The following is a 26,179-nucleotide window of genomic DNA, read 5'->3' on the forward strand; positions in this document are numbered from 1 at the left end:
CTGAACATGGATACAATACGGTGTGTCTGCCGCCAACGAAACGAACCGCTACGGGTTGCAACGCGCCACCGATTGGATGATCAGGCTGCCCCAACCGAGCCCATAGGAGAACCGGCCTCATGAAGACGCGCGCCGCCGTCGCCTTTGAAGCGAAAAAGCCGCTGGAAATCGTCGAACTCGACCTGGAAGGGCCGAAAGCGGGCGAAGTGCTGGTCGAGATCATGGCCACCGGCCTGTGTCATACCGATGCCTACACGCTGGACGGCCTCGATTCGGAAGGCCTGTTCCCCTCGGTGCTCGGCCATGAAGGCGCCGGCATCGTCCGCGAGGTGGGCGCCGGCGTCACCAGCGTGCAGCCCGGCGACCATGTCATCCCGCTCTACACGCCCGAATGCCGCCAGTGTAAGTCTTGCCTGTCGGGCAAGACCAATCTGTGCACCGCGATCCGCGCCACCCAGGGCAAGGGCCTGATGCCGGACGGCACCACGCGGTTCAGCTACAAGGGGCAGCCGATCTTCCATTACATGGGCTGCTCGACCTTCTCGAACTTCACCGTGCTGCCCGAGATCGCGGTGGCGAAGATCCGCGAGGACGCGCCGTTCCAGACCAGCTGCTATATCGGCTGCGGCGTCACCACCGGCGTCGGCGCGGTGGTCAACACCGCCAAGGTGCAGGTGGGCGAGACCGTCGTGGTGTTCGGCCTGGGCGGCATCGGCCTCAACGTCATCCAGGGTGCGCGCCTCGCGGGCGCGGGCCAGATCATCGGCATCGACGTCAATCCGGACCGTGAGGCATGGGGCCGCAAGTTCGGCATGACTCACTTTCTCAACACCAAGGGCATGTCGCGCGAGGCGATCGTCGCCAAGGTGGTCGAGCTGACCGACGGCGGCGCCGACTATAGCTTCGATGCGACCGGCAATACCGAGGTGATGCGCACCGCGCTCGAATGCTGCCATCGCGGCTGGGGCGAATCGATCATCATCGGCGTGGCCGAGGCGGGCAAGGAGATCAGCACCCGCCCGTTCCAGCTGGTCACCGGCCGCGTCTGGAAGGGCACCGCGTTCGGCGGCGCCAAGGGCCGGACCGATGTGCCGAAGATCGTCGACTGGTACATGAACGGCAAGATCGCCATCGACCCGATGATCACCCATGTGTTGACGCTGGAAGAGATCAACAAGGGGTTCGACCTGATGCATGCGGGCGAGAGCATCCGCAGCGTCGTCGTCTACTGAGCGAAAAAGGAGAGGAAGCGATGTTCAGTCACGTGATGCTCGGCGCCAACGATATCGAAGCGTCCAAAGCTTTCTACGACGCGGCGCTCGGCGCGCTCGGGATTGCCCCCGGGCGGATGGATCCGAAGGGCCGCGTGCTCTATATGCACGAAGGCGGGCTGTTCATGCTCACCAAGCCGCTGAACGGCGAGCCCGCCTGCTGCGCCAATGGAGGCACGCTAGGCTTCAAGGCGGCGACCACCGAAGCGGCAGACGCCTGGCACAAGGCCGGCGCGGCGCATGGCGGCACGCCGGTCGAGAGCCCGCCGGGCTGGCGCGAGGGCACGTTCGGCAAGCTCTACCTCGCTTATCTGCGCGATCCAGCCGGCAACAAGATTTGCGCGCTGCATCGTCCGGCGGCGTGATGGAAACGCTGTCGACCAATCGGGCCTGTGGTGGCGTGCAGGGCGTGTATCGCCACGATTCCGGCGCCACCGGAACCCCGATGACCTTCTCCGTCTATGTGCCGCCGCATGCCGAGGGCGCGGCATTGCCCGTGCTCCTGTATCTTTCGGGCCTTACCTGCACCCATGCAAACGTCACCGAAAAGGGCGAATATCGTCGCGCCTGCGCCGAGGCGGGGGTGATCTTCGTAGCGCCGGATACGTCTCCCCGCGGCGATGGTGTGCCGGATGTGCCGGACTATGATTTCGGCCAGGGCGCCGGTTTCTATGTCGATGCGACCCAGGCGCCCTGGGCGCCGCACTTCCGGATGCGCAGCTATATCGAACAGGAACTGCCCGCGCTGATCGCCGCCCAGTTCCCGATGGCCGACCTGAGCCGCCAAGGCATCACGGGCCATTCGATGGGCGGGCACGGCGCACTCACTATTGCCCTGCGCAACCCGGAGCGCTTCCGCAGCGTCTCCGCCTTCGCGCCGATCGTAGCGCCGGGGCAAGTGCCGTGGGGCCACAAGGCGCTGGGCGGCTATCTCGGTGACGATGCCGCGGCTTGGCGCGCACACGATGCCGTGGCGCTCATCGAAGACGGCGCACGCCTGCCCGAACTGCTGGTCGACCAGGGCGAGGCAGACAATTTCCTTGCCGAACAGCTCCGCCCGGAGCTGCTGGCCGACGCCTGCGCCGCCGCCGGCATTCCGCTGACGCTGAGGCGGCAGCCGGGCTATGACCATAGCTATTATTTCGTCTCGACCTTCCTTGCCGAGCATGTCGCCTGGCATGCCGCGCGGCTCAGGGCGTGATAGACGGATAGAAGAGAGGCGCGGCTTCCGGCCGCGCCGTCACCACTCGGGGGGAGTTTTCGGGCGTGAAATTCAGATCGATGTTCGCCGTCGCCGCCGCTCCGCTGGCGCTGCTGTTCAGCCCGCTTGCCTGGGGGCAGGCGGCGCCCGCGGCTCCGGCTCCGGCAGTTCAGAGCCGCCCGGCCGATCCGGCCCTGTGGGTGGTCCAGGATGCCGATACGACCATCTATCTCTTCGGCACGATTCATGTGCTGAAGCCCGGCCTCAGCTGGTTCGATTCGGCGGTGAAGACCGCCTTCGACAAGAGCGACGACGTGGTGCTGGAACTGGTGGAACCCGATCCCGCCACCATGCAGGGGCTGGTGGCCAAGCTTGCCATGGCGCCGGCCGGTGCCAAGCCGATCGCCGAACAACTGCCGGAAGGCAAGCGTGCGGGCTATGTGAATGCCATGGCCGATCTCGGCATCCCGCCGAACGCGTTCGACGTGCTGCAGCCCTGGCTGGCGGGCATCACGCTCAGTGTCACAGGTCTCCCGAGGCTAGGCTATGATCCTGCCAGCGGTGCGGAGAAGATCCTCGCCAATGCCGCCAAGGTCGCAAACAAGCCGGTCACCGGTCTGGAAACCGCCGAGCAGCAACTCGGCTATTTCGCCGCCATGCCGAACGACCTGCAGATCGCCTTCCTTGCCTCGGTCGTCGATGATTATCCGAAGCTCGGCGAAGAGCTGGGCAAGATGGTCGATCAATGGGGTTCCGGCGACCCGGATGCGCTGGGCGTGACCATCAACGAAGGCATGCGCGACATCCCCGAACTGGCAAGGATCCTGCTCACCGAGCGCAATGCCCGCTGGGCGAAATGGATCACGGCACGGCTCCAAAAGCCCGGAACGGTGTTCTTGGCGGTGGGCGCCGGCCATCTTGCTGGTGCCGACAGTGTTCAGGCGTTCCTGGCGAAGGATAAAGTGAGAGCGGAGCGTATCCGCTACTGACGATCCCGGTGGGGCGCGTTTTGCAACAACGATGCGGCGCCCCGCCGCATCTTCACACGGAGCAGACCGCATGGCATCCAATCCCCGTCCCCTGATCGGCCTTCTCGCGGGCGTCACCGCAGGCCTGGTCGCCTCTGCCGCGATGGCGGCCTTCCAGGCCCAGGCCGGCAAGCTGCTGCCCAAAGAAGACCAGAGCGACGAGGATCCCGCGACGGTGAAGGCGGCTGACGCTGTCGTCGAGGCGACCACCGGCGAAAAGGTGCCGGAATCCTATCGGCAGGCGTCCGGTCAGGCGGTGCATTATCTCGTCGGCGGCGTGCTGGGCGGCATTTATGGGCTGATCACCGAATATCGCCCGCAGGCGAGTTCGGGTTTCGGCAGCGCTTATGGCGTCGTCACCTCCGCGCTGCTCGACGAAGGCGCCGTGCCGGCGCTCGGCCTTGGCAGCGGCCCCACCGAGACTCCCGCTTCGATCCATGCCTATGGTGCCGCATCCCACCTCGTCTATGGCTGGGTGCTGGAAGGCGTGCGCCGGATCATCGCCGGCACCCGCTAAACCTACCTCCCCCGCCTTCCGAGAGAAATTTCCGCGGAGGCGGGAGCCATCAGGGTTGCCAGATCGGCACTCGCCGCAAACGCGCAGGCACAGGAATGCCCGCCTCGGCAGGGAAGACGATGAAATGGGAAAACATTCTCCCCGCTCGTTCCACCCTAATCGCCTTGCACGAACCCCCACTTGCTATACCCTCGGCGGTTGCGGACGAGACCGGGCAGATCCGGCGCGCGCCGCGACCCGCAATAGCAGGGGAGGATAACACTCCATGACGATCGTCTATTTCGCTATCGTGTGCGGCCTGGTTGCCGTAGCTTATGGTTTCATCACCAGCCAGCAGGTGCTGCGCGCGCCCGCCGGCAATGCCAAGATGCAGGATATCGCTGCCGCGATCCAGGAAGGCGCCAAAGCCTATCTCGGCCGGCAATATCAAACCATCGCCGTGGTCGGCGTGGTCGTTGCCATCGTGCTGTTCTTCACGCTCGGCCCAATCCCTACCGTCGGCTTTCTGATCGGCGCGATCCTGTCCGGCGTGGCCGGCTTCGTCGGGATGAACATCTCGGTGCGCGCCAACGTCCGCACGGCGGAGGCGGCGCGGGGCAGCCTGCAGGGTGGACTCACCCTTGCCTTCCGCTCTGGCGCGATCACCGGCATGCTTGTGGCGGGTCTCGGCCTGCTCTCGATCGCTGCGCTGTTCTGGTATTTGGTGGATGTTGCGCAGCACGCTCCAAACGATCGTCTCGTCGTGCTTACCCTTTCCACGCTCGCCTTCGGCGCCTCGCTGATCTCGATCTTCGCCCGGCTGGGCGGCGGCATCTTTACCAAGGCGGCCGATGTCGGCGCCGATCTGGTCGGCAAGGTGGAAGCCGGGATTCCGGAGGATGACCCTCGCAACCCCGCCGTGATTGCAGACAATGTCGGCGACAATGTCGGGGACTGCGCGGGCATGGCCGCCGATTTGTTCGAAACCTATGTCGTTACGCTCGGCCTCACCATGGTGACGATCGCGCTGTTGATGCGCGGCGTCGATACGGTGCTGCTCACCCGGCTGATGGCGCTGCCGCTGCTGGTGGGCGGCGTGTGCATCATCACCTCGATCCTCGGCACCTATATGGTGCGCCTGGGCTCCAACCAGTCGATTATGGGCGCTCTCTACAAGGGTTTCTGGACCACTGTGATCCTGTCGGTGCCGGCGATCTACGGCGCCACCTATTATGTGCTCGGCGGCGACATGCAGGCCGCGATCAGCACACTGGGCGAGCCCGCCGCGCTGCTCGACAACGGCGCGCTTTCGGCCGACGCGGTGGCCGCCGCCGCGGCGATGCCGACGGTCACCGGCATGGGGCTGTTCTGGTGCATGATGATCGGGCTGGCGGTCACCGGCCTGCTGGTGTGGATCACCGAATATTACACCGGCACCAATTTCCGTCCCGTCAGGTCGATCGCCAAGGCCTCGGTGACCGGGCACGGTACCAACGTGATCCAGGGCCTCGCGATCAGCCTCGAATCGACCGCGTTGCCGACGCTGGTGATCGTCGTCGCGGTGATCGCGACCTATCAGATCGCGGGTATCCTCGGCGTAGCCTTCGCGGCAACCTCGCTGCTGGCGCTGGCCGGCATGGTGGTCGCGCTCGACGCCTATGGCCCGGTGACCGACAATGCCGGCGGCATCGCCGAGATGGCCGGGCTGGAAGACGAGGTCCGCCACAAGACCGACGCGCTCGACGCGGTGGGCAACACCACCAAGGCGGTAACCAAGGGCTATGCGATCGGCTCGGCGGCCCTCGCCGCGCTGGTGCTGTTCGGCGCCTACACCACCGACCTCGACCATTATCGCGACGCGCTGGGGCTGACCGGGCCGGTCAACTTCTCGCTCTCCAACCCCTACATTATTGTCGGGCTGCTGCTCGGCGCGCTGCTCCCCTATCTGTTCGGCGCGTTCGGCATGACCGCGGTCGGCCGCGCCGCCGGATCGGTGGTGGAGGATGTCCGCGCGCAGTTCCGCGACAATCCGGGCATCATGGCGGGCACCAGCCGGCCCAATTACGCCCGCACGGTCGACATCGTCACCAAGGCTGCGATCCGAGAGATGATCGTGCCCTCGCTGCTGCCGGTGCTGAGCCCGATCCTCGTCTATTTCCTGATCGCCGCGGTGGCGGGCAAGGAACAGGGCTTCGCCACGGTGGGCGCGATGCTGCTCGGCGTGATCGTCTCCGGGCTTTTCGTCGCCATCTCGATGACCAGCGGCGGCGGTGCCTGGGACAATGCGAAAAAGTACATTGAAGACGGCAACTATGGCGGCAAGGGCAGCGATGCCCATAAGGCCGCGGTGACCGGTGACACGGTGGGCGACCCCTACAAGGACACCGCCGGCCCGGCGGTGAACCCGATGATCAAGATCACCAACATCGTCGCGCTTTTGCTGCTCGCAGCGCTGGCCGGCGGCGGCACGCACTGACCTGAAATCCCCCTCCCGCTTGCGGGAGGGGCTAGGGGAGGATGTGTAAGGTTCGCGGGCGACACCGTCGCGACAAGAACCTCCACGTCGCACCATCCCCTTCCCCTCCCGCAGGCGGGGAGATTTGTGCCTACCTTGCCTTCCCGCGCCCATCTCCCCACATCCCACACGAAGACGCACGCCCATCCCGCGCCGCCTTCCCTTTTTCCTTCCAGCGCTGTAAGGGCGACGCACTTTTACGCGCGCTAATCCCTGAGAGGCATTTTTTGGCCAAAGAAGAACTGCTTGAAATGCGTGGACAGGTTGTGGAGCTTCTCCCCAACGCCATGTTCCGCGTCCGGCTCGAGAACGACCATGAGATTCTCGGCCACACCGCCGGCAAGATGCGCAAGAACCGCATCCGCGTGCTGGTGGGCGACGAGGTGCTCGTCGAGCTGACGCCCTACGACCTGACCAAGGGCCGCATCACCTATCGCTTCAAGTAAGCAGGTGCCGCCGATGCGGCTCGTGCTCGCTTCCACCTCGCCGCGACGGCTCGATCTGCTCACCCGGATCGGCGCCGCGCCCGATCGCATCGCTGCGCCCGATGTGGACGAGGATGTCCGCCCCGGCGAGCTGCCGCGACCCTATGTGCTGCGCGTCGCGACCGCCAAGGCGCATGCGGTCGACCGTGCTCCGGACGAGATCGTCCTCGCCGGCGACACCACCATCGCCGTCGGTCGCCGCATCCTCGGCAAGCCCACCGATGAGGCCGATCTGCGCCGCATGCTGGCGCTGCTCTCGGGCCGCCGCCACCACTGCCTCTCCGCCATTTGCGTGATCGGCACGGACGGAAAGGCGCGCACCCGCGTCTCCGACACCGTCGTCGCCTTCAAGCGCCTCAGCGACGCCGATATCGATTGGTACGTCGCCAGCGGCGAAGGCATGGGCAAGGCGGGCGGCTATGCCATCCAGGGCAAGGCCGAAGCGTTCGTGCGCTTCCTCTCCGGCAGCCATTCGGGCGTGGTCGGCCTTCCGGTATTCGAGGCCCGCGCGCTGCTGGCCGCCGCCGGCTATCACCTTGGCTGAGTGGCTGTACGAGGCGGGGATCGGCGAGAACCGCGCCGCCCTCGTTTCGCGCGGGGTGATTTGGAAGGCGCGGATCGAACTGGCCGACACCGCCGTTCGGGTCGGCGCGATCTGCGCAGCGCGACTTGCCGACAAATCGACCGGCAAGGTGACGCTCGACCAAGGCGGCGAGGCGCTGTGCGACCCGCTGCCCAAGGGCGCTACGCAAGGCGCGCCGCTGTGCGTGAAGATCGTCCGCGAGGCGATCCCCGAACCCGGCCGCGCCAAGCTCCCCAAGGCCGTTCCCGCGCCCGCTGAGGCACCGCTGGCCGACGGCCCGGACCTGCTCGCCCGCATCGCCGCCAGCGCCCATCCGGTGCGCATGCTCCGCGCTCACGAAGCCGATGTGCTGGAAGAGGCCGGCTGGTCGGAAGTGCTCGACGAAGCCTATACAGGCGAGATTGCCTTCCCCGGTGGCGCGCTGCGCATGTCGCCCACCCCCGCCATGACTCTGTTCGATGTCGACGGCTCGGGCCCGCTCGAAGCGCTCTCGATCGCCGCCGCCCACGCCGTCGCCCGCGCGATCGAGCGATTCGGCATCGGCGGCTCGATCGGTATCGACTTCCCCACACTGAGCAGCAAGGGCGCGCGCAACGCCGTGGCGGAGGCGATCGACGCCGCGCTCCCCCAGCCCTTCGAGCGCACCGCGGTGAACGGCTTCGGCTTCCTCCAGATCGTCCGCCGCCGCACCCGCCCCTCGCTGCCCGAGCTGCTCCACGCCGATCCGGTGGGCGCGGCGACGCGCGCCGAGCTGCGCCGGCTGGAACGCCTTCCCCCGCCTGTGCCCGCTACCCATATGGTGGATAGCCGAATCGCCCGCCGCCTGGCGCGCGAGCCCGACTGGACCGACAGCCTCGCCCGCCGCATGGGCGGCACGGTCCAGTTCGTGACCCCCAAGGAGTGACCCGCATGCCCCGCGACGCCTGCCCGATCTGCGGCAAGCCCGGCACCGCCGACTTCAAGCCCTTCTGCAGCCGCGGCTGCAAGGATCGCGACCTGCTGCAATGGCTGGGCGAGGGCTATCGCGTACCCGGCGAGCCCGCCAATCCAAATGCGCATTCAGGGCTAGACAGCCCCGATTCGCGCGACTAAGAGGCGCGCTCCCCGGCGGTTCCGCCGGTGTGCCCGGGTAGCTCAGTTGGTAGAGCATGCGACTGAAAATCGCAGTGTCGGCGGTTCGACTCCGTCCCCGGGCACCACTTCTTCTCAAACATATCGTTTTCGCCTGATCGACGGCGCTTGGCTTCGCCATTGATGGCCTTGCCGCATCCACCCGGTAACAAGCGTTGTTCGCGCGTCTCAAACGGGATAGGCCGGCTCCGTCGCCGCCGCCGCGTGGCGCGCCACAGTCCTAGGATGCGTATATGATCTTGCGTACCATCAGCGTCCTTTTGGTTGCGAGTGCCATGCTGGCGGGTACCGCGCACGCAGTCTCGCAGCGGCAAACCGATGCGGGCAAAAAGGCGTGCGTGCAGGAGGCACGGCGATTGTGTCCCGCCGAGATGAAATCGCTGAGCCGCAAGAAAGTGGAAGCTTGCATGATCGCGAAAATCGATCAGACCTCGACCATATGTCACGCCGCAATGCTTCGCATCAAGGCGCAGCGCGAGGCTTCGCCTAAGCGCTGACGCCGCCGCTGCCGTAGAGCGCCCGGTTCTCTGCGCGGATACGCACCGTCAGCATCGCCGCATTCAGTACCGTAAACAGCAGCGCGACCCAAATGAGGCCGAAGGTCAGCGGCAGCACGGCAATCTCCGCGGTGACCACCATGTAATTGGGATGGCGCACGAAGCGGAAAGGCCCGCGCCGCACCAGCGGCGCATCGCGGGTAACGATGATGCGCGTGGTCCAGCGCGGCCCCAGCGTGGCTAATACCCATACGCGCATCAATTGCAGCACCGCGAAGACGGCAAGGAACGGTAGAGAGATGGGACGATCGCCGACGGTGAACCACAGTACCGCTAGCCAGGCAGTGTGCAGTGCAACCATCACGGGATAATGTTCGCCGCCCACCTCATGCGCGCCGTCGGCGAGGAGCCGCGCAGTGTTGCGCCGTGCGATTACCAGCTCGCTCAATCGCTGCAGCGTGACGAAGGCCATAATGGCATAAGCCGCGCTCATGCCGCGCAGCGCAGTGTTAGCGAGGAGGCGGTGAAGCCCGGCCCCAGCGCGCTGATCACCGAGAGCTTGGGCAAGCCCGCGCGCCGATACCGGTCCAGCACGAACAGCACGGTGGGCGCGGACATGTTGCCATGGTCCCGTAGAACCTCTCGCTCGGTCAGCAGCGCGCCCTGGTTGAGCGCAAGGGCGCTTTCGATGGCGTCCACCACCTTTGCGCCGCCTGGATGGCAGATGAACTGGTCGACATCCTCCATTGCGATCCCCTGTGGCGCGAGCATTTCCTGCATCGCCTTACGCATCTCCCGCCTGGCGAAGGCGGGAATGGCTCGGTTCAGCACGACACCAAGGCCCGTTGGCTCCGCTCGCCATCCCATGATGTCAAGCGTATCGCTCCAGGTCTTTTCGGCGCTGCCGGTGATCTGGACGAAGCCGTCCACGCCACTACGGAGCACGCACGCCGCAGCGCCATCGCCGAACAGGGCGGTGGAGACGAGGTCGGCCTTGTCCGCCCGATCTGTGCGCAGCGCCAAGCTGCAGAGCTCCACCGTGACGAACAGCACCGTCGAGCCGGGCGTGGCGCGCGCCAGCTTGCTCGCAAGGCCCAGTCCGGTAGCGCCGCCGGCACATCCGAGCCCGAATACGGGCACTCGCGCAACGTCGTTCCGGAACGCTATCCGCGTCATCGCCCGTGCTTCGAGGCTGGGCGTGGCGATGCCGGTCGAGGAGATGGTGACGATCGTATCGATCTGCCCCGCCATGATGCCGGCTTCGTCGATCGCCCTCACCGCCACCGCCACCCAGAGGTCCAGCGCGACCTCCAGATAGGCGTCGGTTCGTTCGAGGAAGCTGCGCGGGCTGCGATACCAGTCGACCGGCTTGGCCAGCTGGCGCGTCTGGATCCCGGCATTGGCATAGACTGCGGCGAGCCGCTCGAAATCGCTGAACTGGTCGCCGATCAGGTCGCGGGCGGTGGCCAGCGCCTCGCTCTGCGTCAGGATGTGGTTGGGGGTTTCAGTGGTAAGAGAGAGGATGGACACCGGCTGCATGAAGGCTACCGCCTGACTTACCGGCGGACCGGTGGAAAAGGTTCAGTCGCGCAACGAATTTGCCAACAGCGAGTTCCTTGTCTGCGCTATGACTGCGGCTCCGCAGGGGGACTCGGTGAGGAAACGTTCGGTTGATGCGGCCTTCCCCATGCTAAGCCAAAGCAGCCGCACAGGCTATCGCCAATGGGCCGGTTTCATCCTGATGTGCCTGGGCATGTTCATGGCGATCCTCGACATCCAGATCGTTGCGACGTCGCTGCCCACCATTCAAGCGGCCCTTGGCATCGCAACCGATCGAATGGTGTGGGTGCAGACCGCCTATCTCACCGCCGAGATCGTAGCGATTCCGCTGACGGGCTTTCTCACCGCGCGCATGGGCATGCGTTGGCTGTTCGTCGCCGCAATCAGCCTGTTCACGCTTGCGTCGGTCGGCTGCGCAGCGAGCGACAGCTTTGCCGCGCTCATCGCTTGGCGCATCGTTCAAGGATCTGCTGGCGGAACGCTGATTCCGGCGGTGTTCGCCGCGGTATTCCTGCTGTTTCCACCGCGCAGTCAGGCGCTCGCCACGACGATCGCAGGTGTCGCGGCGGTGCTGGCGCCGACGATCGGGCCGATCGTCGGCGGCTGGATTACTCAATCCTTCTCTTGGCACTGGCTGTTCCGGGTGAACATCCTCCCCGGCATCATTGCGGGGGTAGGTGCAGTTGTCTGCCTGCGCGGCGCCGCTCTCGGACGCCGGGAAAGCCGCCCGATCGACCTTGTCGCGCTCGGCCTGCTCGCCACTGCGCTGGTTGCGCTTCAGATCGGCCTCAAGGATGCGCCGACGCTGGGCTGGACGGCGCCGCGCGTGCTGGGGCTGCTTGCCCTCGCCGCTGCCGGCGCGATTGGATTCACTTGGCGCACGCTGGTATCGCGCGCGCCGCTGGTGGAACTGCGCTGCTTCGTCGACCGCAACTTCACGATCGGTTGCCTGCTGAGCTTCGTGCTCGGCTTTGGACTGTTCGGCTCCACCTATCTGATGCCCTTCTTCCTGGGCCTGGTGCGCGAGCATGGGCCTCTGCGTATCGGCGAGATCATGCTGGTGACGGGCTGCACCCAGCTGCTGACTGCGCCGATCGCGGTCTATGCCGAGCGCCGGATGGATCCTCGTCTGTTGACCGGCTTTGGCTTCGTGTTGTTTGCGATCGGCCTGCTGCTCAGCACCCGGCAGACCGGGCAGACCGATTTCGCGGCAATGATCGTGCCGCAGATCGTGCGCGGCGCAGCGATCATGTTCTGCCTGTTGCCGCCAACCCGCATGGCACTGGGCCGCTTGCCCGATCGGCTGGTTGCCGACGGTAGCGGACTGTTCAACCTCATGCGCAATCTGGGCGGCGCAGTTGGGCTGGCGCTGATCGACACCACGATCTTCAGCCGCGCGACGACTGCGGGTACAGAGATTGCAAACAGGCTGCGCGCGGGCGACGTGGCGACGGCGGTGCGGATCGGCATCCCGCGCGACGCCTTTCTCGAACAACGCGGTCAACCGCTCGATGATTTCGCGACCGAGATGGTGCGGCCATTGGTGGAGAGGGCCGCGTTGGTGCCGGCGGTCAACACCGCTTGGCTGCTATGCGGCCTCCTGACGATAGCGGCGGTAGCCATGCTCTTCTGGGTTCGCCTTGCGCCGATCGGCGACGACGCGTGATCTTCCAGCCGCCCCCTGCCGGAAGGTCGTCACGACCGTTGAGCCCCCGCCGCACTCCCAACCTTTGCGCGTGCCAGCGACGCTGAACTCGTTGGGCCGAAGACGGGATAGGTTGGCGCGGGCACGTACCGCCCGCCCGCTTCAATGCCCTCAGAACGGCGCGTCGATATCCACTACGTCGATCAGCTTGTGGTTCACGAATTCCCGAACTCCCAGGCCGAGCAGTTCGCGCCCATAGCCCGAGCGGCGAATGCCGCCGAACGGCAGGTCGGCCTTCACCATCGCCGGATGGTTCACGAACACCATGCCCGTCTCGATACGCCGGGCGACTGCCTTGCCCCGTTCGATATCGCTGGTGAACACCGATCCTCCCAGGCCGAAAGGCGAATCATTGGCGATGCGGATCGCATCCTCTTCGTCGCGGGCGCGAAACAGCATCGAGACCGGACCAAAAAACTCCCAGTGGCGGGCGGGATTGTCGTCGCTCACGTCGGTTAAGATCACCGGCTGCACGAAGGCGCCCTGGTTGGGCACGTCCGGGCCCACCGGCGTGGCGGTGGCCCCATGCGCCACTGCCTTGTCGACCATTGCCCGCACATCGTCCGCCGCCTTTTGCGAGGATAATGGCGCCAGTGTCGTCTCCGGATCAAGCGGATCGCCCATGCGCAGCGCCGCCACGCCCGCGCGGTAGCGCAGCAGGAAGCTGTCGTAGATCTCGTCGGCGACGATCATCCGCTTGGAGGAGACGCACACCTGGCCGGCGTTCCAGTGCCGGCCGAACACCGCCCAGCGTACGGTCTTCTCGATATCGGCGTCCTTCAGAACGACGAAGGCATCCGCCCCGCCCAGTTCCATCGTCGATTTCTTGAGCGCTTTGCCCGCAATCGCCGCCACCTGCGCCCCGGCTGCTTCCGATCCGGTAAGCGCCACGCCGTGCACGCGCGGATCGGCAAGGATCAGTTCCACCTGCGCATGCGCGGCATAGAGGTTGATGAAGGCGCCCTCGGGCAGCCCCGCCGCGCACATCAGCGCCTCGAACGCCGCCGCGCATTGCGGCACGTTCGCCGCGTGCTTCAGCAGGATCGTGTTGCCGGCGGAGAGCTGCGGCGCGATGATCCGGGCGATCTGATAATAGGGGAAATTCCACGGCTCGATGGCGAGCAGCACACCCAGCGGATCGCACACCAGCACCGCCTGTCCCTCGGCCGGATCGGCCACCGGCAGCGGCTCCGGGGCGAGCAGCCGCTCGGCATGCTCGGCATAATAGTCGAAGATCGCGGCAGAGAGTTCGACTTCCGCGCGCGCTTCGCCGATCAGCTTGCCCATTTCCAGCGTGAGCAACGGGGCATAGTGGTCCACGTCGCGCCGCAGGATGGCCGCCGCCGCCCGCATCACCTGCGCCCGCTCGACAAAGCCGGTGCTTCGCCAGTCGAGGAACGCCCGATGCGCGCGATCGATCGCGCCGCGGACCTCGTCATCGGTCGCCGTGGGGAAGGTCTTCAGCGTTTCGCCGGTATAGGGATTGATGGTCGCGAAAGACATGCCGGGCTCCATGCTCGTGCCGTACTTGGGCGGCAGGGGAAGGGTTCCGGCATGTCTTGCGCCTAGCGGTGGGACGGCTGAATTGGGGCTAATACGGACCCTGCCTCATTCCTCGTCCGGATAGGGACCCTTACCGCCCTCGCGAATGAATTGATCGGTCCGCTGGTCGATCACCGTCAGCGGCACCGATCCCAGCTGCAACATGGCATCGTGCCACGCGCGGATGTTGAAGCGTGCACCCAGCGCCTTTTCAGCCCGCGCCCGCGCCTCCAGGAACGCCAGCTCGCCCATATAGTAGCTCAGCGCCTGCCCCGGCCAGGCGATGTAGCGATCCACCTCTGTCTCGATCTCGTGGTTGCTGAGCGCGGTGTTGTCGCGCAGGAATTGCTGCGCGCGCTCGCGGCTCCAGCCCAGCGCGTGGATGCCGGTATCCACTACCAGGCGAGATGCCCGCCACATCTGGTAGCTCAGCATTCCGAAACGGTCATAGGGCGTTTCGTACATCCCCATCTCGACGCCCAGTTTCTCCGAATAGAGCGCCCAACCCTCGCCATAGGCGGAGAGATAGGTTTCCCGCCGGAACGCAGGCAGATCCTTGTTCTCATTGGCCAGCGGCATCTGGAAGGCGTGGCCCGGCGCGCTCTCGTGCAAGGTCAGTGCGGTCAGCTGGTAATTGGCCCGCGATTTCAGATCATAAGTGTTGACCAGATAGATGCCCGGCCCGCCCCGGCCGCTGGTGTAGAAGGGCGCGAGATCGGCCGGCACCGGCTTGATCGCAAAGCGACTGCGCGGCAGCCGGCCGAAATACTGGCTGGCCTTGGCATCGAAGCCCTTGGCGATCCAGGCGGCGCGTTCTAGCAGTTCCTGCGGCGTCTTCGGATAGAAGCGCGGATCGGTGCGCAGGAAAGTGAGAAAGGCGGGCAGGTCGCCGTCGAACTTCACCTCCCGCATCACCTCCAGCATCTCGGCGCGGATCTTCGCCACCTCGCGCACGCCGATCGCATGGACCTGCTCGGCGGTCATGTCGCGCGTCACATATTCGCGGATTTTGGAGCGGTAATAGGCCTGGCCGTCGGGCAGTTCGGTCGCCGCCAGCGCTTTGCGCGCACCAGGCATATATTCGGTGCGCAGGAATTGCAGGAGCTTGGCGTGCGCCGGGATCACCGCTTCGCGCACTGCCGCCAAACCTTCCCGGCGCAGCGATTCCTGCAAGGCCGCCGGGATCGCCGACGGAAACTGACGGAACGGCGCGACGAACAGATTCTCCTCCGCCGGCGCCTCCACCACCTGCGCCACGCCTACGTCGCGCCCTGCCAGCGTGATCTGCGGCGGAGTGAAGCCGCGTCGCAGCCCGGCGCGCATATTGGCGATGTTCTGGTCGAAGAAGCGCGGCACCTCGCGCAACGTTTTCAGATAGGCGCGGTAATCGGCCTCGCGCACGAACCGCCCGCGGGCCGCTTCGGCCACGTCGCTCCAGAAGCTGGTGTCCGACGTGAGCGGCTTTTCATAGTCGCGGAAACGCTGTTCGGCGAGCAGCGCATCGATCTGGCCCTTATAGACGAGGTAGTCGATCCGCGCTTTGGGCGACAGCTTCGCCGGGTCGATCGCGGCGAGTTGGCGCGCCGTCTGCGTCCAGCGGGCGAGCCGCGCCGCCTGGGCGGCAGGTCCAACATCGGGCAGGCCGCCGGCGGGGCCATTGGGCGTGTCTTCTCCCGGCCCCTGCTGCTGGCGGCGCCAGGCATATTCGGCAGTCGTGATCGCCTTCAGTCGCGCATCGGCGGAGACCGGCCTTCGCGCGGGCGGCGTGTTCGCAGCGGCAGGAGCGGCGAGCGCCAACAGGATCAAGGGCAGCAGGGGCTTGGCGTTCATCGATACGGGCTCGCTCGCGGGAGGAGAGATTGAGGACAGGGCGATAAGGCTACGCGGAGGTCCGCGGGGTGAACAGCACCACGCCGAACACCGGGCCGGCAGTGTTGCGATCGTGCGGCACAAAGCGCACGCGCATCGCTTTCTTGCCCTTGGTCAGCACCTCCGGCAGCGGATATTCGACATCGAAGAACTTTCCCGGCCGATCCTTTTCGCCCAGATGCTGGGTGGCGATCTTCACATCGTCTACCAGAATGTCGAAATCGCGGTCGCGCTCGCCGCCCCAATAGGTCGCCTGCAGCACCAGCGGCCCCTCGCGCGTCTTCATCGTGAAGTCGAACCAGCCGCCCGATCGCGCATCGCGGCCTTGCCGCCCCCGATAGGCGACGGGGAAGGAAGCGCCCCCTGTGCGCAGATCATGATCGCGTTCCGGCTGCATTTCGCCAAGATGCATCACGTCCACCGCGCGCGCCTGCACCTCTCTCAGCCGCGCCTGTTCGGCGAAATAGGCGGCCTGTTCGGCCCGCCATTCGCCTTCGCCGAAGCGCTTGAAATACACTGCGCTGCGCCGGTCATATTGGCGATAGAACGGCACGAACCGTAGATCGCCGGGGCGCACCACGCCCGCCGTGCGATAGGTTGCGGGTTCGGCATCGACGCGGAATCCGGCGAGCAGGTCCTGCCCCACCATCGCCGGATCGGCGCCTTCCCACGGATCCGAAGCTGCCCCCAGATCGCCCGCCATCACCAACGGCCCGCGCAGCACCGCCACGACCGAAGCGTCGCCCGGCGTCGCTTCCAGGCGCGGCTCCATCGGCAGCGTGATCGCCAGCGCATCGCCTGCCTTCCATGCCCGCTCGACGATCGCATAGCCCTTGTCGAACGCTGCGCCCGCGGGTTTGCCGTTCACCGTCACCACCGCCCGGCCCCTCGCCCAGCCCGGCACCCGCAGCGCGAGGGCGAAGCGCCCCGGCCGCGCGAGCGCTGCCATCGTCACCGTCGCAGTGCCGCCGATCGGGTAGCTGGTATCCAGCACCAGCCGCGCGCCGCGCGCCTTCCACGTCACCTCGGCCGGAACGTAGAGGTTGACAAGGAACATCCCCTCGCCTTCCCAGAACGCCGCTTCGCCGTGCTTGGCGTGGATTTCCATGCCGGAGCCGATACAGCACCAGAACTCCTCCTCGTCAGGCTGCGCGAACTTCCGGGGCACGCCGGTCATCAGCGGCGTCATGTAGGTGAAGGCGCCGGTCTTCGGGTGTTGTGCTGCCATCACATGGTTGAGGTGCGCGCGCTCGTAGAAGTCGAACAACGCGGCATCCGGCGCCCAGGCGAACAGATGGCTGGTCAGCTTGAGCATGTTATAGGTGTTGCAATGCTCGCACGTCTGGTCGGTAATGTGCAGCGCGATGCTGTCCGGCGCGGCGAAATATTCGCGATCGGCATTGCCGCCGATCACATAGCTGTGATGCTGCGTCACCCGCTCCCAAAAGAAGCGTGCCGCCGCCGCATCTCCCACATCACCAGTCAGTTCATGGATGCGCGCAAGGCCGATTAGCTTGGGCACCTGGGTGTTGGCGTGGACGTTGGCGAGCTTATCCTCGCCGGCCTTCAGCGGATCGAGCACCCGGTTGTCGTAGAGCCGCTTGGCAATCGCCATCCAGCGCGGATCGCGGGTGCGGGCATAGAGCTCGGCAAAGCTTTCGTTCAGCCCGCCATATTCGCAGCCCAGCACCTGCTGCATCCGTTCGTCGTCGAGCGCCGCGAACACGCGCTCGAAATAGCCGGCAAGGCCCAGCGTCACCTGCAGCGCCTGAGGGCTATCCCAACCGGCATGGACGTCGAGCAGCCCGGCGAACAGCTTGTGCACCGTATAGAGCGGCGACCACGAACCGTTGAGATCGAACCCGGTGGACTTGATCTCGCCACGCATAATCTCGCGGAAGATCGTCTCGCCGTCCACGATCTTGCCGTCGGCGCCCCTCCGGCCCAGCGCACCGACATAGCCGGTGCCGCGCTTCGCCTGCGCCGCGGCGAGTTCCGCGACGATATAGTCTGCTCGGCGCCGCATCTCGGGATCGCCGGTCTGCTGCCAGGTGAGCACCAACGCAGTAAGATAATGGCCCAGCGTATGGCCGGCGATCGTATCGCTTTCCCACCCGCCATAAATCGGCGCCTTGGGCGTCATCCCGGCATATTTGTGAAAGTTGTGGAGCAGCCGATCCGGGCTCAGCAACAACAGGTAACGATGATTGGCCGCGACCGCATTGGCATAGTCCGATGGGCGCAAGCGCAACGCCGGCAGCGGCAGCGGCGCCAGCTTGGTCGGCAATCGAGCCGTTCGGGCGGCTTGGGCGAGCCCGACCCGCGGGCTTGCGGCCAACAGCGCGCCACCGGCGGTGGCTAGTAATTCCCGTCTCGTACCGCGCATCACACATCCCCATGCTATCGTATACGATTACGAACGCCTGCCCGGTGGGTCAACGGATTTTCCGCCATTTATATACCGTATAATATCCTTGACCCTGGATCGATCGCATGATCTAAATCTGTATGTCTTCCTTTCGTGCAAGCTTCTTAGCAGCGGCAGCCCTGACGGGTGCCACCCTGTCTGCGTCCGGCGTATCGGCGGTACAGAAGGCGGCGGCCACGCTACCGCCGGTGCATACGACGCAGTTCCGGATCGGGAGCTTCGCGCTGGCACTGCGCAGCGACACTCAAACGCTGGCGCGGCTCTCGCCGCTCGCCGAGCCCGCCTTCGATTTCGTACCGGGCAATCGGGAAGCGGAGCGACAGGGCGATGGCTATGCGCATGTTGGCGATATCGATGTGCGGCTGCGCACCGCGGGCGGGCGCTGGCAGGATTACGCGTCCTGGCATGCGCGCCGCCCGATCCGCCTGCTCGCCTCCGGCGGGCCGGTATTCGCGGCAGCGGATATCAGTGCAAGCATGGGGCCAGGCTTTCCGCTACGCATCGAACGGCGTTGGCTGAATGTCGGCGGCGTGCCGGTGCTTCGCTTCCGGCTGATCAACGCCAGCGACAAGCCCGTCGAAATCGGCGGGCTCGGTCTGCCGATGGTGTTCGACAACATCCTGCGCGATCGCACGTTGGAAACCGCCCACGCCCAGGCGAGCTTTGTCGATCCCTATATCGGCCGCGATGCCGGCTATCTTCAAGTCACCCGCCTGAACGGCAAGGGCCCGGCGCTGCTGGTGCTCCCCGATGGCCGCACCCCGCTGGAAGCCTATGCGCCACTCAAGACGCCGAAAGAGGCCGGCGCAAATGCGATCATGACCGACAAGAGCCCGCGCAGCCAGGTTTCCGAAGGCTTTTACGACTGGACCATCGCCTCCAAGGGCTTCGCCGAACAGGAATGGCGCAGCGCCGGCGAACAGTGGAACGTGCCGTCCAGCTTCACGCTGGCTCCAGGCGAAACGTGCGCCATCGGCGTGCGTCTGGTGCAAGCACCGTCGATCCGTGGCATCCAGCCGACGCTCGTTGCGCAGGGCCGCCCGGTCGCGCTCGGCGTACCCGGCTATGTCGTGCCGAACGACGTCGAAGCTTCGCTTTTTCTCCGCTACCGGCAGCCGGTCGCCCGAGTCGACGTGGCGCCCGTCGGCGCGATGACGGTAGCGGCGGCAGGCAACTTGAATGGCTGGCGACGCTATGCGGTGCGCGGGCGCGGCTGGGGCCGTGCGCGGGTTACCATCACCTATACCGACGGCACCGCGCAGACCGTCAGCTATTTCGTCACCAAGCCGCTCGAACAGATCATGGCCGATCTGGGCCACTTCACAACGACGAAACAATGGTTCGACGATGCGCAGGACCCGTTCCGCCGCGCGCCCGCAATCCTCAGCTACGACCGCGAAACTGACCGGATCGTCACCCAGGAGCCGCGCGTCTGGATCGCGGGCATGAGCGACGAAGGAGGTGCTGGCGGCTGGATTGCCGCGGTAATGAAGCAGCTCGACAATCCCGATGCGGGCGAGATCGCCAAGTTGGAAACGGTGATCGACAAGACGATCCTCGGCAAGCTCCAGGTCGCCGATGGCGAACACGCTGGCGCAGTGAAGAAGAGCCTGTTCTACTATGATCCGGCCGGCTTCCCCGGGGCCTACGATGCGGCGTCCGATTGGTCGAGCTGGACCAGCTGGCCGAAGAAGGAGGCGGACGATCTCGGCCGCTCGTTCAACTATCCGCATGTCGCGCTCGGCTATTGGGTGCTGTACCGCCTGGCGCGCAACCATCCGGGCCTGGTGACGCATCACGACTGGCGCTGGTATCTCGATCATGCCCGCAGGACGATCGTCGCGATGATGCGCGATGCGCCCTATTACACTCAGTTCGGGCAGATGGAAGGTAATGTTTTCGTCAACATCCTCGACGATCTGAAGCGCGAAGGGCTGACCCGGGATGCCGCTCAAGTCGAAAGCTTGATGAAGGGTCGCGCCGATCACTGGAAGGGCCTTGCCTATCCCTTTGGCAGCGAAATGGCGTGGGATTCGACCGGGCAGCCCGAAGTCTATGCCTGGATGCGCTATTTCGGCCATCCGAAGCAGGCAGCAGAGACGGTGGAGGTGATCCTCGGCTATGATCCGCTGATCCCGCACTGGGGCTATAACGGCAATGCCCGGCGCTATTGGGATTTCCTGTACGGCGGCAAATATCCGCGCATCGAGCGGCAGATCCACCATTATGGGTCGACCAACAACGCGCTGCCGCTCTTCGAGGCGTTCCGCGCCGACCCGAAAGACCTGCACCTGCTGCGCGTGGCGTATGGCGGGCTGATGGGCGGCATCACCAATATCGATCGCGATGGCTTCGGATCGGCGGCGTTCCATGCCTGGCCCGATCGGATGGCATGGGATCCGTATAGCGGCGATTATGGCTCGGGTTACTTCGCCCATGCCTATGCCGCCGCCACCTATCTGGTCCGCGATCCGGAGTTCGGCTGGCTAGGCTATGGCGGCAATATCCGCGTCGCCTCCGATGCTGTGACGATCCAGCCGCGAGATGGCGCGCGCAGCCGGCTGTTCGTCGCTCCGGCGGGCCTGTGGATCACGCTGGAAGCCGGCAAGATCGCCTCCGCGCGCTTTCAGCCGTCCACCGGCATCGTGACGCTCACGCTAGACCCGCAAACCGCAACGACGCCGCGCGCGCTGGTCCGGGTGGACAGGACGGTCGGCGAGCCTAGCTACTTCGTCCAGGGGGGCACCCCGGAACGTGGCGGAACGGCGGTGCCGCTTACGTCGACGCCGCAGGAAATCCGTCTCGCGCCCGCCAGCGGACAAGGGGTTCGCCCCGCGTGAAGATTTCAGGAAATCTACTTAGCAACGCCGCGCGCGATTCGTATCGGTCCACTATCGATCGAATGGCGTTCGCCGCAGAAAACCACGACTTGCCACCCATAGCTTGGGAACATGCACCGTCGCGCAGACATTGCATTTCACTACAGCTTCAATAGCTTTTTCCTCGGCAGCGCCCAGCCTGCCGCTTTCCCCGCCTATACTGGGACAGATCGCTGCAAACGGCGATCCCATCACAATCAAGTCGGGGCATATCATGAAAATCTCGCTGCTCGCGGGTGCGGCTGCGTCCGTGCTCGTTTTCGCTACGCCAGCGCTCGCCCAGAGCGCACAGGCCGATCAGGCCGATCAGGCCGATCAGGCCGAGTTGATCAAACTTCTCCGCGCGCAGACCGAAGAGATCGCCGCCCTTCGCGCTCGGCTCGACCGGATCGAGGGCCGTCAGCATGCCGCACCGGCAGCCCAGGCCGCAGCGCCCGCAACTGCACCCGTGCAGAAGGCCCAACAGGGCCAGCGCACGCAAGTCGCGAACGACGATGGTGTGCCCGATTCCTTCGCCCCGCAGCTCGCCTCCGCCGATCTGGCCGACCAGACCGTCGAGCAGGCCCGCTCGGCGCAGAACCTGTCCAACGTCACCACCGAATGGCGTGGTGGCCTGCCGATCTTCCGCTCGGCCGACGGCAAGTTCCTGTTCAAGATGCGCGGTCGTATGATCAACCACGTCAGTTCGACCTTCGGTTCGAAATATGACGCGCGCAACGAAACCACCACCGGTGCCCGCGCGCTGCGTATCGGCATCGAAGGCGCGGTCGGCCCGCACTTCTTCTACCAGTTCGAAAACGACTTCGCCGACAACACGTCCGACGTCGGCACCATGTTCGTTGGCTGGCGCGACGATATCGGCAAGGTTTCGTACGACGTCCGCTTCGGCAACATGTTCAACGATCGCAGCTTCGAAGGTTCGGGCGGGTCGGACGCGCCGCCGTTCCTGGAACGCAACGTCGTCGCCACCTCGATCATCCCGCAGCGCGGCTTCTACGGCATCGCGCTCATGTCGCGGCTGTTCTGGAACACCGGTCACGCCTCGATCACGCTCAGCGGCGATAGCGTCGATGCCAGCCAGGGCATGAACGACGGCCGCACGGTGATGAGCCGCGTGCACTGGAACCCGTTCAAGACCGATCGCTCGGTCGTCCATCTCGGCCTCTGGGGCTTCGACGAGTCGCTGGCCTCGCGCAGCCCGGGCACGCTGACCCGCAACACCGTGATCGGCGGCCGCTTCAACGGCAATCTGCGCGTGCAGACCGGCACGCTGGTCGGCGGCACCGGCACTACTGGCTATGGCGTCGAAGTCGGCGGCTATACTGGTCCGTTCTGGGTGATGGGCGAAGCCGGCAAGCGCAACGCGCACCTGAACGGCGGCCGTCCGGACTTCGAAAGCAAGGCGTGGAGCCTCTCCACCGGCTTCTTCGTCACCGGCGATCTGCCGCCGTACAATCCGCGTCTCGGTACCTTCGCCCAGCCGCGCGTGCTGCGGCCGGTGTTCGAAGGCGGCCCCGGCGCGATCGAACTGCTCGCCCGCTACGAAAGCGTCGATTATTCGGGTCTGCCGACCGGCGGCAAGGGCACCGCGGCGACGATCGGCACCAACTGGTTCCTGGACAGCATCATCCGCGTCCAGCTGAACCTGATCCACTGGAACACCAACAACCGCGCCGGTTCTTTCACCGGCAAGGACAATGGCCAGACGGTAACCGCCGGCGTCGGCATCACCTTCTGATCCCGCGAACGGCCGCCGTGCGAGCGGCGGCCGTTTCGTTCATGCCAGGCGATCGATCGCCGCCTGCGGCTCGGTGAACCAGCGCGGACCGGTGTCGGTCATGTGAAAATGATCCTCCAGGCGCACGCCGAAGCGATCGGGCACCACGATCATCGGTTCGTTCGAAAAGCACATGCCGACGTCGAGCGGCGTGCGGTCGCCGCGTACCAGATAGGCCGGTTCGTGGATCGACAGACCGATGCCATGGCCGGTGCGGTGCGGCAGGCCTGGCAGCCGATAGTCCGGCCCCAGCCCCGCCTTTTCGAGCACCGCCCGCGCCGCCATGTCCACCCGCTCACACGGCGCACCCAGCTCGGCAGCCTCAAAGGCGGCGGCCTGCGCCTCCTTTTCCAGCGCCCAGATCGCCTGTTCCTGGTCGGACACCCGGCCGAAGGCGTAGGTGCGGGTGATGTCCGAATGATATCCTTCCACGGTGCAGCCGGTGTCGATCAGCACCAGCTGGCCCTCCTCCAGCGCCTGTTCGCCGGGCAGGCCGTGCGGAAAGGCCGTCGCGCGGCCGAACTGGACGATGCAGAAGCTTGATCCCGCCGCGCCCAGCGCCCGATGCGCCTGGTCGATGAAGCGCTTCACCGCGCCGGTGGTGATGCCCGGTTCCAGGATGCGCGCGGCAGCATGGTGCACCGCCAGCGTCATGGCCTTCGCCTGCTGCATCAGCGCGATCTCGGCAGGCGACTTGCGCATCCGGCACCCGTCGATCGCGGGGGCACCGTCGACCAGCGAGACCCCCGGCGCGGAACGGCGCAGCCGCTCCGCCATCTGGAAGGGCAGCGCCGGATCCACCGCCAGCGTGGTCACCCCGCCCAGCGCGTCGGCGACGAGCGCAAACGGATCCTCATCTTCCTCCCACAGCCGCATGTCCGCCACGATACCCATGTCGGCGCTGAGCGAGCCCAGCTCGAAGCGCGGGCAAATCATGATGGGTTCGCCATGCAGCGGCAGCAGCATCGCCACGAGCCGCTCGGTCGCCCCCCAGGGTACGCCGGCGAAGTAGCGCAGCGACATGCCGGCGTTGACCAGCAGCGCCTGCGCACCCATCGTTTCCAGCCGCGCTCGCACGCGGGCAATCCGGTCCAGCCGTTCCGCTTCGGTGATTGCCGGGGCGCGATCCCCCCAGGGTACAAGTGCGGCCAGCTCGGCCGCGGCGTTGGAACCGCCGATCGTCATATCGTCTTCCTTGATCCGAAGCGTTCGAGAGAAAAGGGGGCCATCGCGACCGGTGTAGCGGCATCGGCCGCCAGCGCGGCAACGATCTCACCGGTCACTGCCGACAAGGTCAGCCCGAGATGTTGATGGCCGAATGCATAGAGTAGGTTAGGCGTTCGCGCACTCCGCCCGATCGCCGGTAGATAATCGGGCAGCGTCGGGCGTGCGCCCATCCATCGGGTGAAGGGTCCGCGCAGCGGCAGGCCCAGCGCAGCGACATGCGCCTCCAGCCGCTCCCATTTCGCCGGATCGGCGGGCGTATCGGCATCGGCGAATTCGACAAAGCTCGCCACCTGCACGCAGTCTGCATAGCGCGTGACGATGATCGATCGGTCTTCATACACGATCGGCGGAAGGTCGGCGGGCCAGTCATGGTCCCGGCACCGCAAGTGATAGCCGCGCTCGGCGATGATCGGCACGCGGTGGCCGATCGGCGTGAGCAGAGCTCCGGAGCGCGCGCCTGCTGCCACGAGCACCGGGCCTTCCGCCAGCAGCGCGCCGTCCAGCCGCACGCGCGCTGCGCCGTCGATCGTCTCGAGTGTCGCCCGCCCGGCACGGAAGCTGCCCCCCGACGCCATCAGCGCGGCGCGCAACGCCCGGTCGAGCGCGCCGAGATCGGCGATCTGCGCCGTATTGGTAAAGCGGATCGCATCGGCGATCGGGCCGCCGGGCAGGCACGCCCGCTCCGCTGCGCTGGTATCGCGGAACGCCGCAGTGCCGATATCGGCCGCCATCCAGGCGTTCCAGCCCGCCTCCGCAGTGTCCGCGCCTGACCAGGCGACGAGATGCCCGTCGATGCGCAGCAGGTCAGGCTCGCGCAGCGCCTGGATCAGCCTCTGCCAGGCCGGCATCGCCTCGGCCAGCAGGCCGCCCAGCGCCATCTTGCCGACGGCAAACCGCGCCGGCCGCGCCGCGCCAAGCAGCCGCAGCCCGAAGGGCAGCCAACGCCGCCATGCCGCCGGCGGCAGCCCCACCGCACCGCCCGCTGCAAAACGTCGCCGCGGGAGGCTGCAAATGGTCGCCCAGGATGCGAGTGGTGCCACCTGTTCGATGGCGATATGACCGGCATTGCCCCAGGATGCCGCCTCCCGCGCGGGATCGTCGTCAATCACGGTAACCCGGTATCCGGCGCGCGCGAGTGCCAGCCCGCTGGCGAGCCCGACCACACCGCCGCCGATCACGATCATCTTGCCTTGCATCGGCTGCATCTTGCCGATCCCCCGTCCGAAGTATACCGTATTTGCACCCTTCGCCTGCTAGACAAGGATGGTACCGCTAACGGTTGCCGAAAGGGGACGCGGTTGGCACAAGCGATGGCCCTCTCGGAGAATCTTTACGCCATGAGTATCGTCGTCCGAACCCTGTCGGAGCAGATTTTCGCGATCGTCCGCGAACAGATCGTTTCGGGCAAATTGCCGGTCGAGCAGGCGATCCGCCAGGATGCGCTGGCCAATTCGCTGGGGGTCAGCAAGATCCCGCTGCGCGAGGCCTTGGCCAGGCTCGAGCAGGAAGGGCTGCTCGTCGGCCAGGCCAACCGCGGCTATTTCGTCCGCGCCATGTCGTCTTCGGAAGCGGAGGAGATTTACGCGCTCCGCCTGGCGATCGAACCCGATGCCGTTGCCGCAGGAGCCCGGGCGGCGAATGATACCGATCGCGCTGCCGCGCGCGAGGCGCTCGCTGCGCTCGATCTCGCCGCAGCCGAGCATCTGGACGAAGTCGCCGCGCGCAACCGCGAATTCCACATGGCGCTGGTCCGCCCCGGCGGGCGGCTGCTGACCACCCAGCTGGTCGAGCGGCTGCAGATCCTGGCCGAACGTTATGTCCACAAGCATCTCGAACCGGCGGGGCGTGAGGATCGAGCGCATCTGGAACATGCCGATCTGATCGACGCCTGGGAACGCGGCGATGCCGATCGCGCCAGTGCGCTGGCACGCGCGCATATCGAAGGCACCCTCACCGATCTGCGCCGCCAGCTGCTCGGCTGATCT

The 26,179-nt window shown here is 66.0% G+C and carries 22 protein-coding genes and 1 tRNA gene; 16 read left to right on the forward strand and 7 right to left on the reverse strand.

Annotated features, from left to right (window positions below; all coding sequences use genetic code 11):
* Nucleotides 1-119: 119 nt before the first annotated feature.
* The 12 genes from ACNFJ7_RS10275 to ACNFJ7_RS10330 all read left to right on the forward strand — a co-directional run bounded on the left by ACNFJ7_RS10275 (nucleotide 120) and on the right by ACNFJ7_RS10330 (nucleotide 9,207).
* The gene (locus ACNFJ7_RS10275; RefSeq protein WP_019368177.1) at nucleotides 120-1,232 is read left to right on the forward strand and encodes an S-(hydroxymethyl)glutathione dehydrogenase/class III alcohol dehydrogenase; all 1,113 of its coding nucleotides are present in this window, start codon (nucleotides 120-122) and stop codon (nucleotides 1,230-1,232) included.
* A gap of 20 nt (nucleotides 1,233-1,252) precedes the next feature.
* Nucleotides 1,253-1,636, forward strand: a complete 384-nt coding sequence (locus ACNFJ7_RS10280; RefSeq protein ID WP_026008889.1) for a VOC family protein — start codon at nucleotides 1,253-1,255, stop codon at nucleotides 1,634-1,636.
* On the forward strand, nucleotides 1,636-2,472 hold the full coding sequence (gene fghA / locus ACNFJ7_RS10285) for an S-formylglutathione hydrolase (protein WP_019368175.1): 837 nt from the start codon (nucleotides 1,636-1,638) through the stop codon (nucleotides 2,470-2,472). Before ACNFJ7_RS10280 ends, fghA begins: the two co-directional genes overlap by 1 nt.
* Nucleotides 2,473-2,552: 80 nt before the next feature.
* Nucleotides 2,553-3,461: a TraB/GumN family protein gene (locus ACNFJ7_RS10290; protein WP_019368174.1), complete on the forward strand. Its 909-nt coding sequence runs from the start codon at nucleotides 2,553-2,555 to the stop codon at nucleotides 3,459-3,461.
* A 70-nt stretch (nucleotides 3,462-3,531) separates the two neighbouring features.
* Nucleotides 3,532-4,017 carry a DUF1440 domain-containing protein gene (locus ACNFJ7_RS10295; RefSeq protein ID WP_019368173.1) on the forward strand — a complete coding sequence of 162 codons (486 nt, stop codon included), beginning with the start codon at nucleotides 3,532-3,534 and terminating at the stop codon, nucleotides 4,015-4,017.
* Between the two features lie 265 nt (nucleotides 4,018-4,282).
* Nucleotides 4,283-6,472: a sodium-translocating pyrophosphatase gene (locus tag ACNFJ7_RS10300; RefSeq protein ID WP_019368172.1), complete on the forward strand. Its 2,190-nt coding sequence runs from the start codon at nucleotides 4,283-4,285 to the stop codon at nucleotides 6,470-6,472.
* A 266-nt stretch (nucleotides 6,473-6,738) separates the two neighbouring features.
* Nucleotides 6,739-6,957: a translation initiation factor IF-1 gene (gene infA / locus ACNFJ7_RS10305; RefSeq protein WP_003049127.1), complete on the forward strand. Its 219-nt coding sequence runs from the start codon at nucleotides 6,739-6,741 to the stop codon at nucleotides 6,955-6,957.
* Between the two features lie 13 nt (nucleotides 6,958-6,970).
* Complete coding sequence (locus tag ACNFJ7_RS10310) at nucleotides 6,971-7,540, forward strand: Maf family protein (RefSeq protein WP_019368171.1); 570 nt, start codon at nucleotides 6,971-6,973, stop codon at nucleotides 7,538-7,540.
* Nucleotides 7,533-8,483 carry a ribonuclease E/G gene (locus tag ACNFJ7_RS10315; RefSeq protein WP_019368170.1) on the forward strand — a complete coding sequence of 317 codons (951 nt, stop codon included), beginning with the start codon at nucleotides 7,533-7,535 and terminating at the stop codon, nucleotides 8,481-8,483. Before ACNFJ7_RS10310 ends, ACNFJ7_RS10315 begins: the two co-directional genes overlap by 8 nt.
* Nucleotides 8,484-8,488: 5 nt before the next feature.
* Nucleotides 8,489-8,671 carry a DNA gyrase inhibitor YacG gene (locus tag ACNFJ7_RS10320; RefSeq protein ID WP_019368169.1) on the forward strand — a complete coding sequence of 61 codons (183 nt, stop codon included), beginning with the start codon at nucleotides 8,489-8,491 and terminating at the stop codon, nucleotides 8,669-8,671.
* Nucleotides 8,672-8,702: 31 nt separating this feature from the next.
* Nucleotides 8,703-8,778: transfer RNA gene (locus ACNFJ7_RS10325), tRNA-Phe, on the forward strand.
* 165 nt (nucleotides 8,779-8,943) lie between these two features.
* Nucleotides 8,944-9,207, forward strand: coding sequence for a hypothetical protein (locus ACNFJ7_RS10330; RefSeq protein WP_019368168.1), 264 nt, complete (start codon nucleotides 8,944-8,946; stop codon nucleotides 9,205-9,207).
* On the opposite strand, the gene ACNFJ7_RS10335 is transcribed toward ACNFJ7_RS10330, so the two are convergent.
* Nucleotides 9,197-9,700 (reverse strand): isoprenylcysteine carboxyl methyltransferase family protein, encoded by a 504-nt coding sequence (locus ACNFJ7_RS10335; protein WP_019368167.1) that lies wholly within the window; start codon nucleotides 9,698-9,700, stop codon nucleotides 9,197-9,199. The genes ACNFJ7_RS10330 and ACNFJ7_RS10335 overlap by 11 nt on opposite strands.
* Nucleotides 9,697-10,746, reverse strand: coding sequence for a type III polyketide synthase (locus ACNFJ7_RS10340; protein ID WP_019368166.1), 1,050 nt, complete (start codon nucleotides 10,744-10,746; stop codon nucleotides 9,697-9,699). The genes ACNFJ7_RS10335 and ACNFJ7_RS10340 overlap by 4 nt, the downstream gene beginning before the upstream one ends.
* A 148-nt stretch (nucleotides 10,747-10,894) precedes the next feature.
* On the opposite strand from ACNFJ7_RS10340, the gene ACNFJ7_RS10345 reads away from it, so the two are divergent.
* Nucleotides 10,895-12,433, forward strand: coding sequence for a DHA2 family efflux MFS transporter permease subunit (locus ACNFJ7_RS10345; RefSeq protein WP_019368165.1), 1,539 nt, complete (start codon nucleotides 10,895-10,897; stop codon nucleotides 12,431-12,433).
* A 150-nt stretch (nucleotides 12,434-12,583) separates the two neighbouring features.
* On the opposite strand, the gene ACNFJ7_RS10350 is transcribed toward ACNFJ7_RS10345, so the two are convergent.
* The 3 genes from ACNFJ7_RS10350 to ACNFJ7_RS10360 all read right to left on the reverse strand — a co-directional run bounded on the left by ACNFJ7_RS10350 (nucleotide 12,584) and on the right by ACNFJ7_RS10360 (nucleotide 18,269).
* Nucleotides 12,584-13,975: an NAD-dependent succinate-semialdehyde dehydrogenase gene (locus tag ACNFJ7_RS10350; protein WP_026008888.1), complete on the reverse strand. Its 1,392-nt coding sequence runs from the start codon at nucleotides 13,973-13,975 to the stop codon at nucleotides 12,584-12,586.
* A gap of 105 nt (nucleotides 13,976-14,080) precedes the next feature.
* A complete protein-coding gene (locus tag ACNFJ7_RS10355) occupies nucleotides 14,081-15,844 on the reverse strand; it encodes a DUF885 domain-containing protein (protein ID WP_058805415.1) in 1,764 nt (587 codons plus the stop codon).
* Nucleotides 15,845-15,893: 49 nt separating this feature from the next.
* Nucleotides 15,894-18,269 (reverse strand): beta-L-arabinofuranosidase domain-containing protein, encoded by a 2,376-nt coding sequence (locus ACNFJ7_RS10360; protein WP_236704410.1) that lies wholly within the window; start codon nucleotides 18,267-18,269, stop codon nucleotides 15,894-15,896.
* A gap of 122 nt (nucleotides 18,270-18,391) precedes the next feature.
* Here ACNFJ7_RS10360 and ACNFJ7_RS10365 point away from each other — a divergent pair, with 122 nt between their 5' ends.
* Nucleotides 18,392-21,151, forward strand: coding sequence for a DUF5695 domain-containing protein (locus ACNFJ7_RS10365; RefSeq protein ID WP_019368161.1), 2,760 nt, complete (start codon nucleotides 18,392-18,394; stop codon nucleotides 21,149-21,151).
* A 253-nt stretch (nucleotides 21,152-21,404) separates the two neighbouring features.
* On the forward strand, nucleotides 21,405-22,928 hold the full coding sequence (locus tag ACNFJ7_RS10370; RefSeq protein ID WP_058805413.1) for an OprO/OprP family phosphate-selective porin: 1,524 nt from the start codon (nucleotides 21,405-21,407) through the stop codon (nucleotides 22,926-22,928).
* A 39-nt stretch (nucleotides 22,929-22,967) separates the two neighbouring features.
* Here ACNFJ7_RS10370 and ACNFJ7_RS10375 read toward each other — a convergent pair whose 3' ends face one another.
* Entirely contained in the window at nucleotides 22,968-24,152 is a 1,185-nt protein-coding gene (locus tag ACNFJ7_RS10375; protein ID WP_019368159.1) for a M24 family metallopeptidase, read from the reverse strand.
* A complete protein-coding gene (locus ACNFJ7_RS10380) occupies nucleotides 24,149-25,399 on the reverse strand; it encodes an NAD(P)/FAD-dependent oxidoreductase (protein WP_019368158.1) in 1,251 nt (416 codons plus the stop codon). Before ACNFJ7_RS10380 ends, ACNFJ7_RS10375 begins: the two co-directional genes overlap by 4 nt.
* Nucleotides 25,400-25,531: 132 nt before the next feature.
* Here ACNFJ7_RS10380 and ACNFJ7_RS10385 point away from each other — a divergent pair, with 132 nt between their 5' ends.
* A complete protein-coding gene (locus tag ACNFJ7_RS10385) occupies nucleotides 25,532-26,176 on the forward strand; it encodes a GntR family transcriptional regulator (protein WP_026008885.1) in 645 nt (214 codons plus the stop codon).
* The last annotated feature ends 3 nt before the right edge of the window (nucleotides 26,177-26,179 follow it).

The organism is Sphingomonas sp. HT-1, from assembly GCF_048568905.1.
Classification (GTDB): Bacteria; Pseudomonadota; Alphaproteobacteria; order Sphingomonadales; family Sphingomonadaceae; genus Sphingomonas.

Bases quoted from the DNA above. Each gene is read 5' to 3' on its own strand.
- ACNFJ7_RS10275 (WP_019368177.1), top strand. From the start codon at position 120: ATGAAGACGCGCGCCGCCGTCGCCTTTGAAGCGAAAAAGCCGCTGGAA.
- ACNFJ7_RS10280 (WP_026008889.1), top strand. From the start codon at position 1,253: ATGTTCAGTCACGTGATGCTCGGCGCCAACGATATCGAAGCGTCCAAA.
- fghA (WP_019368175.1), top strand. From the start codon at position 1,636: ATGGAAACGCTGTCGACCAATCGGGCCTGTGGTGGCGTGCAGGGCGTG.
- ACNFJ7_RS10290 (WP_019368174.1), top strand. From the start codon at position 2,553: ATGTTCGCCGTCGCCGCCGCTCCGCTGGCGCTGCTGTTCAGCCCGCTT.
- ACNFJ7_RS10295 (WP_019368173.1), top strand. From the start codon at position 3,532: ATGGCATCCAATCCCCGTCCCCTGATCGGCCTTCTCGCGGGCGTCACC.
- ACNFJ7_RS10300 (WP_019368172.1), top strand. From the start codon at position 4,283: ATGACGATCGTCTATTTCGCTATCGTGTGCGGCCTGGTTGCCGTAGCT.
- ACNFJ7_RS10310 (WP_019368171.1), top strand. From the start codon at position 6,971: ATGCGGCTCGTGCTCGCTTCCACCTCGCCGCGACGGCTCGATCTGCTC.
- ACNFJ7_RS10320 (WP_019368169.1), top strand. From the start codon at position 8,489: ATGCCCCGCGACGCCTGCCCGATCTGCGGCAAGCCCGGCACCGCCGAC.
- ACNFJ7_RS10330 (WP_019368168.1), top strand. From the start codon at position 8,944: ATGATCTTGCGTACCATCAGCGTCCTTTTGGTTGCGAGTGCCATGCTG.
- ACNFJ7_RS10335 (WP_019368167.1), bottom strand. From the start codon at position 9,700: ATGAGCGCGGCTTATGCCATTATGGCCTTCGTCACGCTGCAGCGATTG.
- ACNFJ7_RS10340 (WP_019368166.1), bottom strand. From the start codon at position 10,746: ATGCAGCCGGTGTCCATCCTCTCTCTTACCACTGAAACCCCCAACCAC.
- ACNFJ7_RS10345 (WP_019368165.1), top strand. From the start codon at position 10,895: ATGCTAAGCCAAAGCAGCCGCACAGGCTATCGCCAATGGGCCGGTTTC.
- ACNFJ7_RS10350 (WP_026008888.1), bottom strand. From the start codon at position 13,975: ATGTCTTTCGCGACCATCAATCCCTATACCGGCGAAACGCTGAAGACC.
- ACNFJ7_RS10355 (WP_058805415.1), bottom strand. From the start codon at position 15,844: ATGAACGCCAAGCCCCTGCTGCCCTTGATCCTGTTGGCGCTCGCCGCT.
- ACNFJ7_RS10360 (WP_236704410.1), bottom strand. From the start codon at position 18,269: ATGCGCGGTACGAGACGGGAATTACTAGCCACCGCCGGTGGCGCGCTG.
- ACNFJ7_RS10365 (WP_019368161.1), top strand. From the start codon at position 18,392: ATGTCTTCCTTTCGTGCAAGCTTCTTAGCAGCGGCAGCCCTGACGGGT.
- ACNFJ7_RS10370 (WP_058805413.1), top strand. From the start codon at position 21,405: ATGAAAATCTCGCTGCTCGCGGGTGCGGCTGCGTCCGTGCTCGTTTTC.
- ACNFJ7_RS10375 (WP_019368159.1), bottom strand. From the start codon at position 24,152: ATGACGATCGGCGGTTCCAACGCCGCGGCCGAGCTGGCCGCACTTGTA.
- ACNFJ7_RS10380 (WP_019368158.1), bottom strand. From the start codon at position 25,399: ATGCAGCCGATGCAAGGCAAGATGATCGTGATCGGCGGCGGTGTGGTC.
- ACNFJ7_RS10385 (WP_026008885.1), top strand. From the start codon at position 25,532: ATGAGTATCGTCGTCCGAACCCTGTCGGAGCAGATTTTCGCGATCGTC.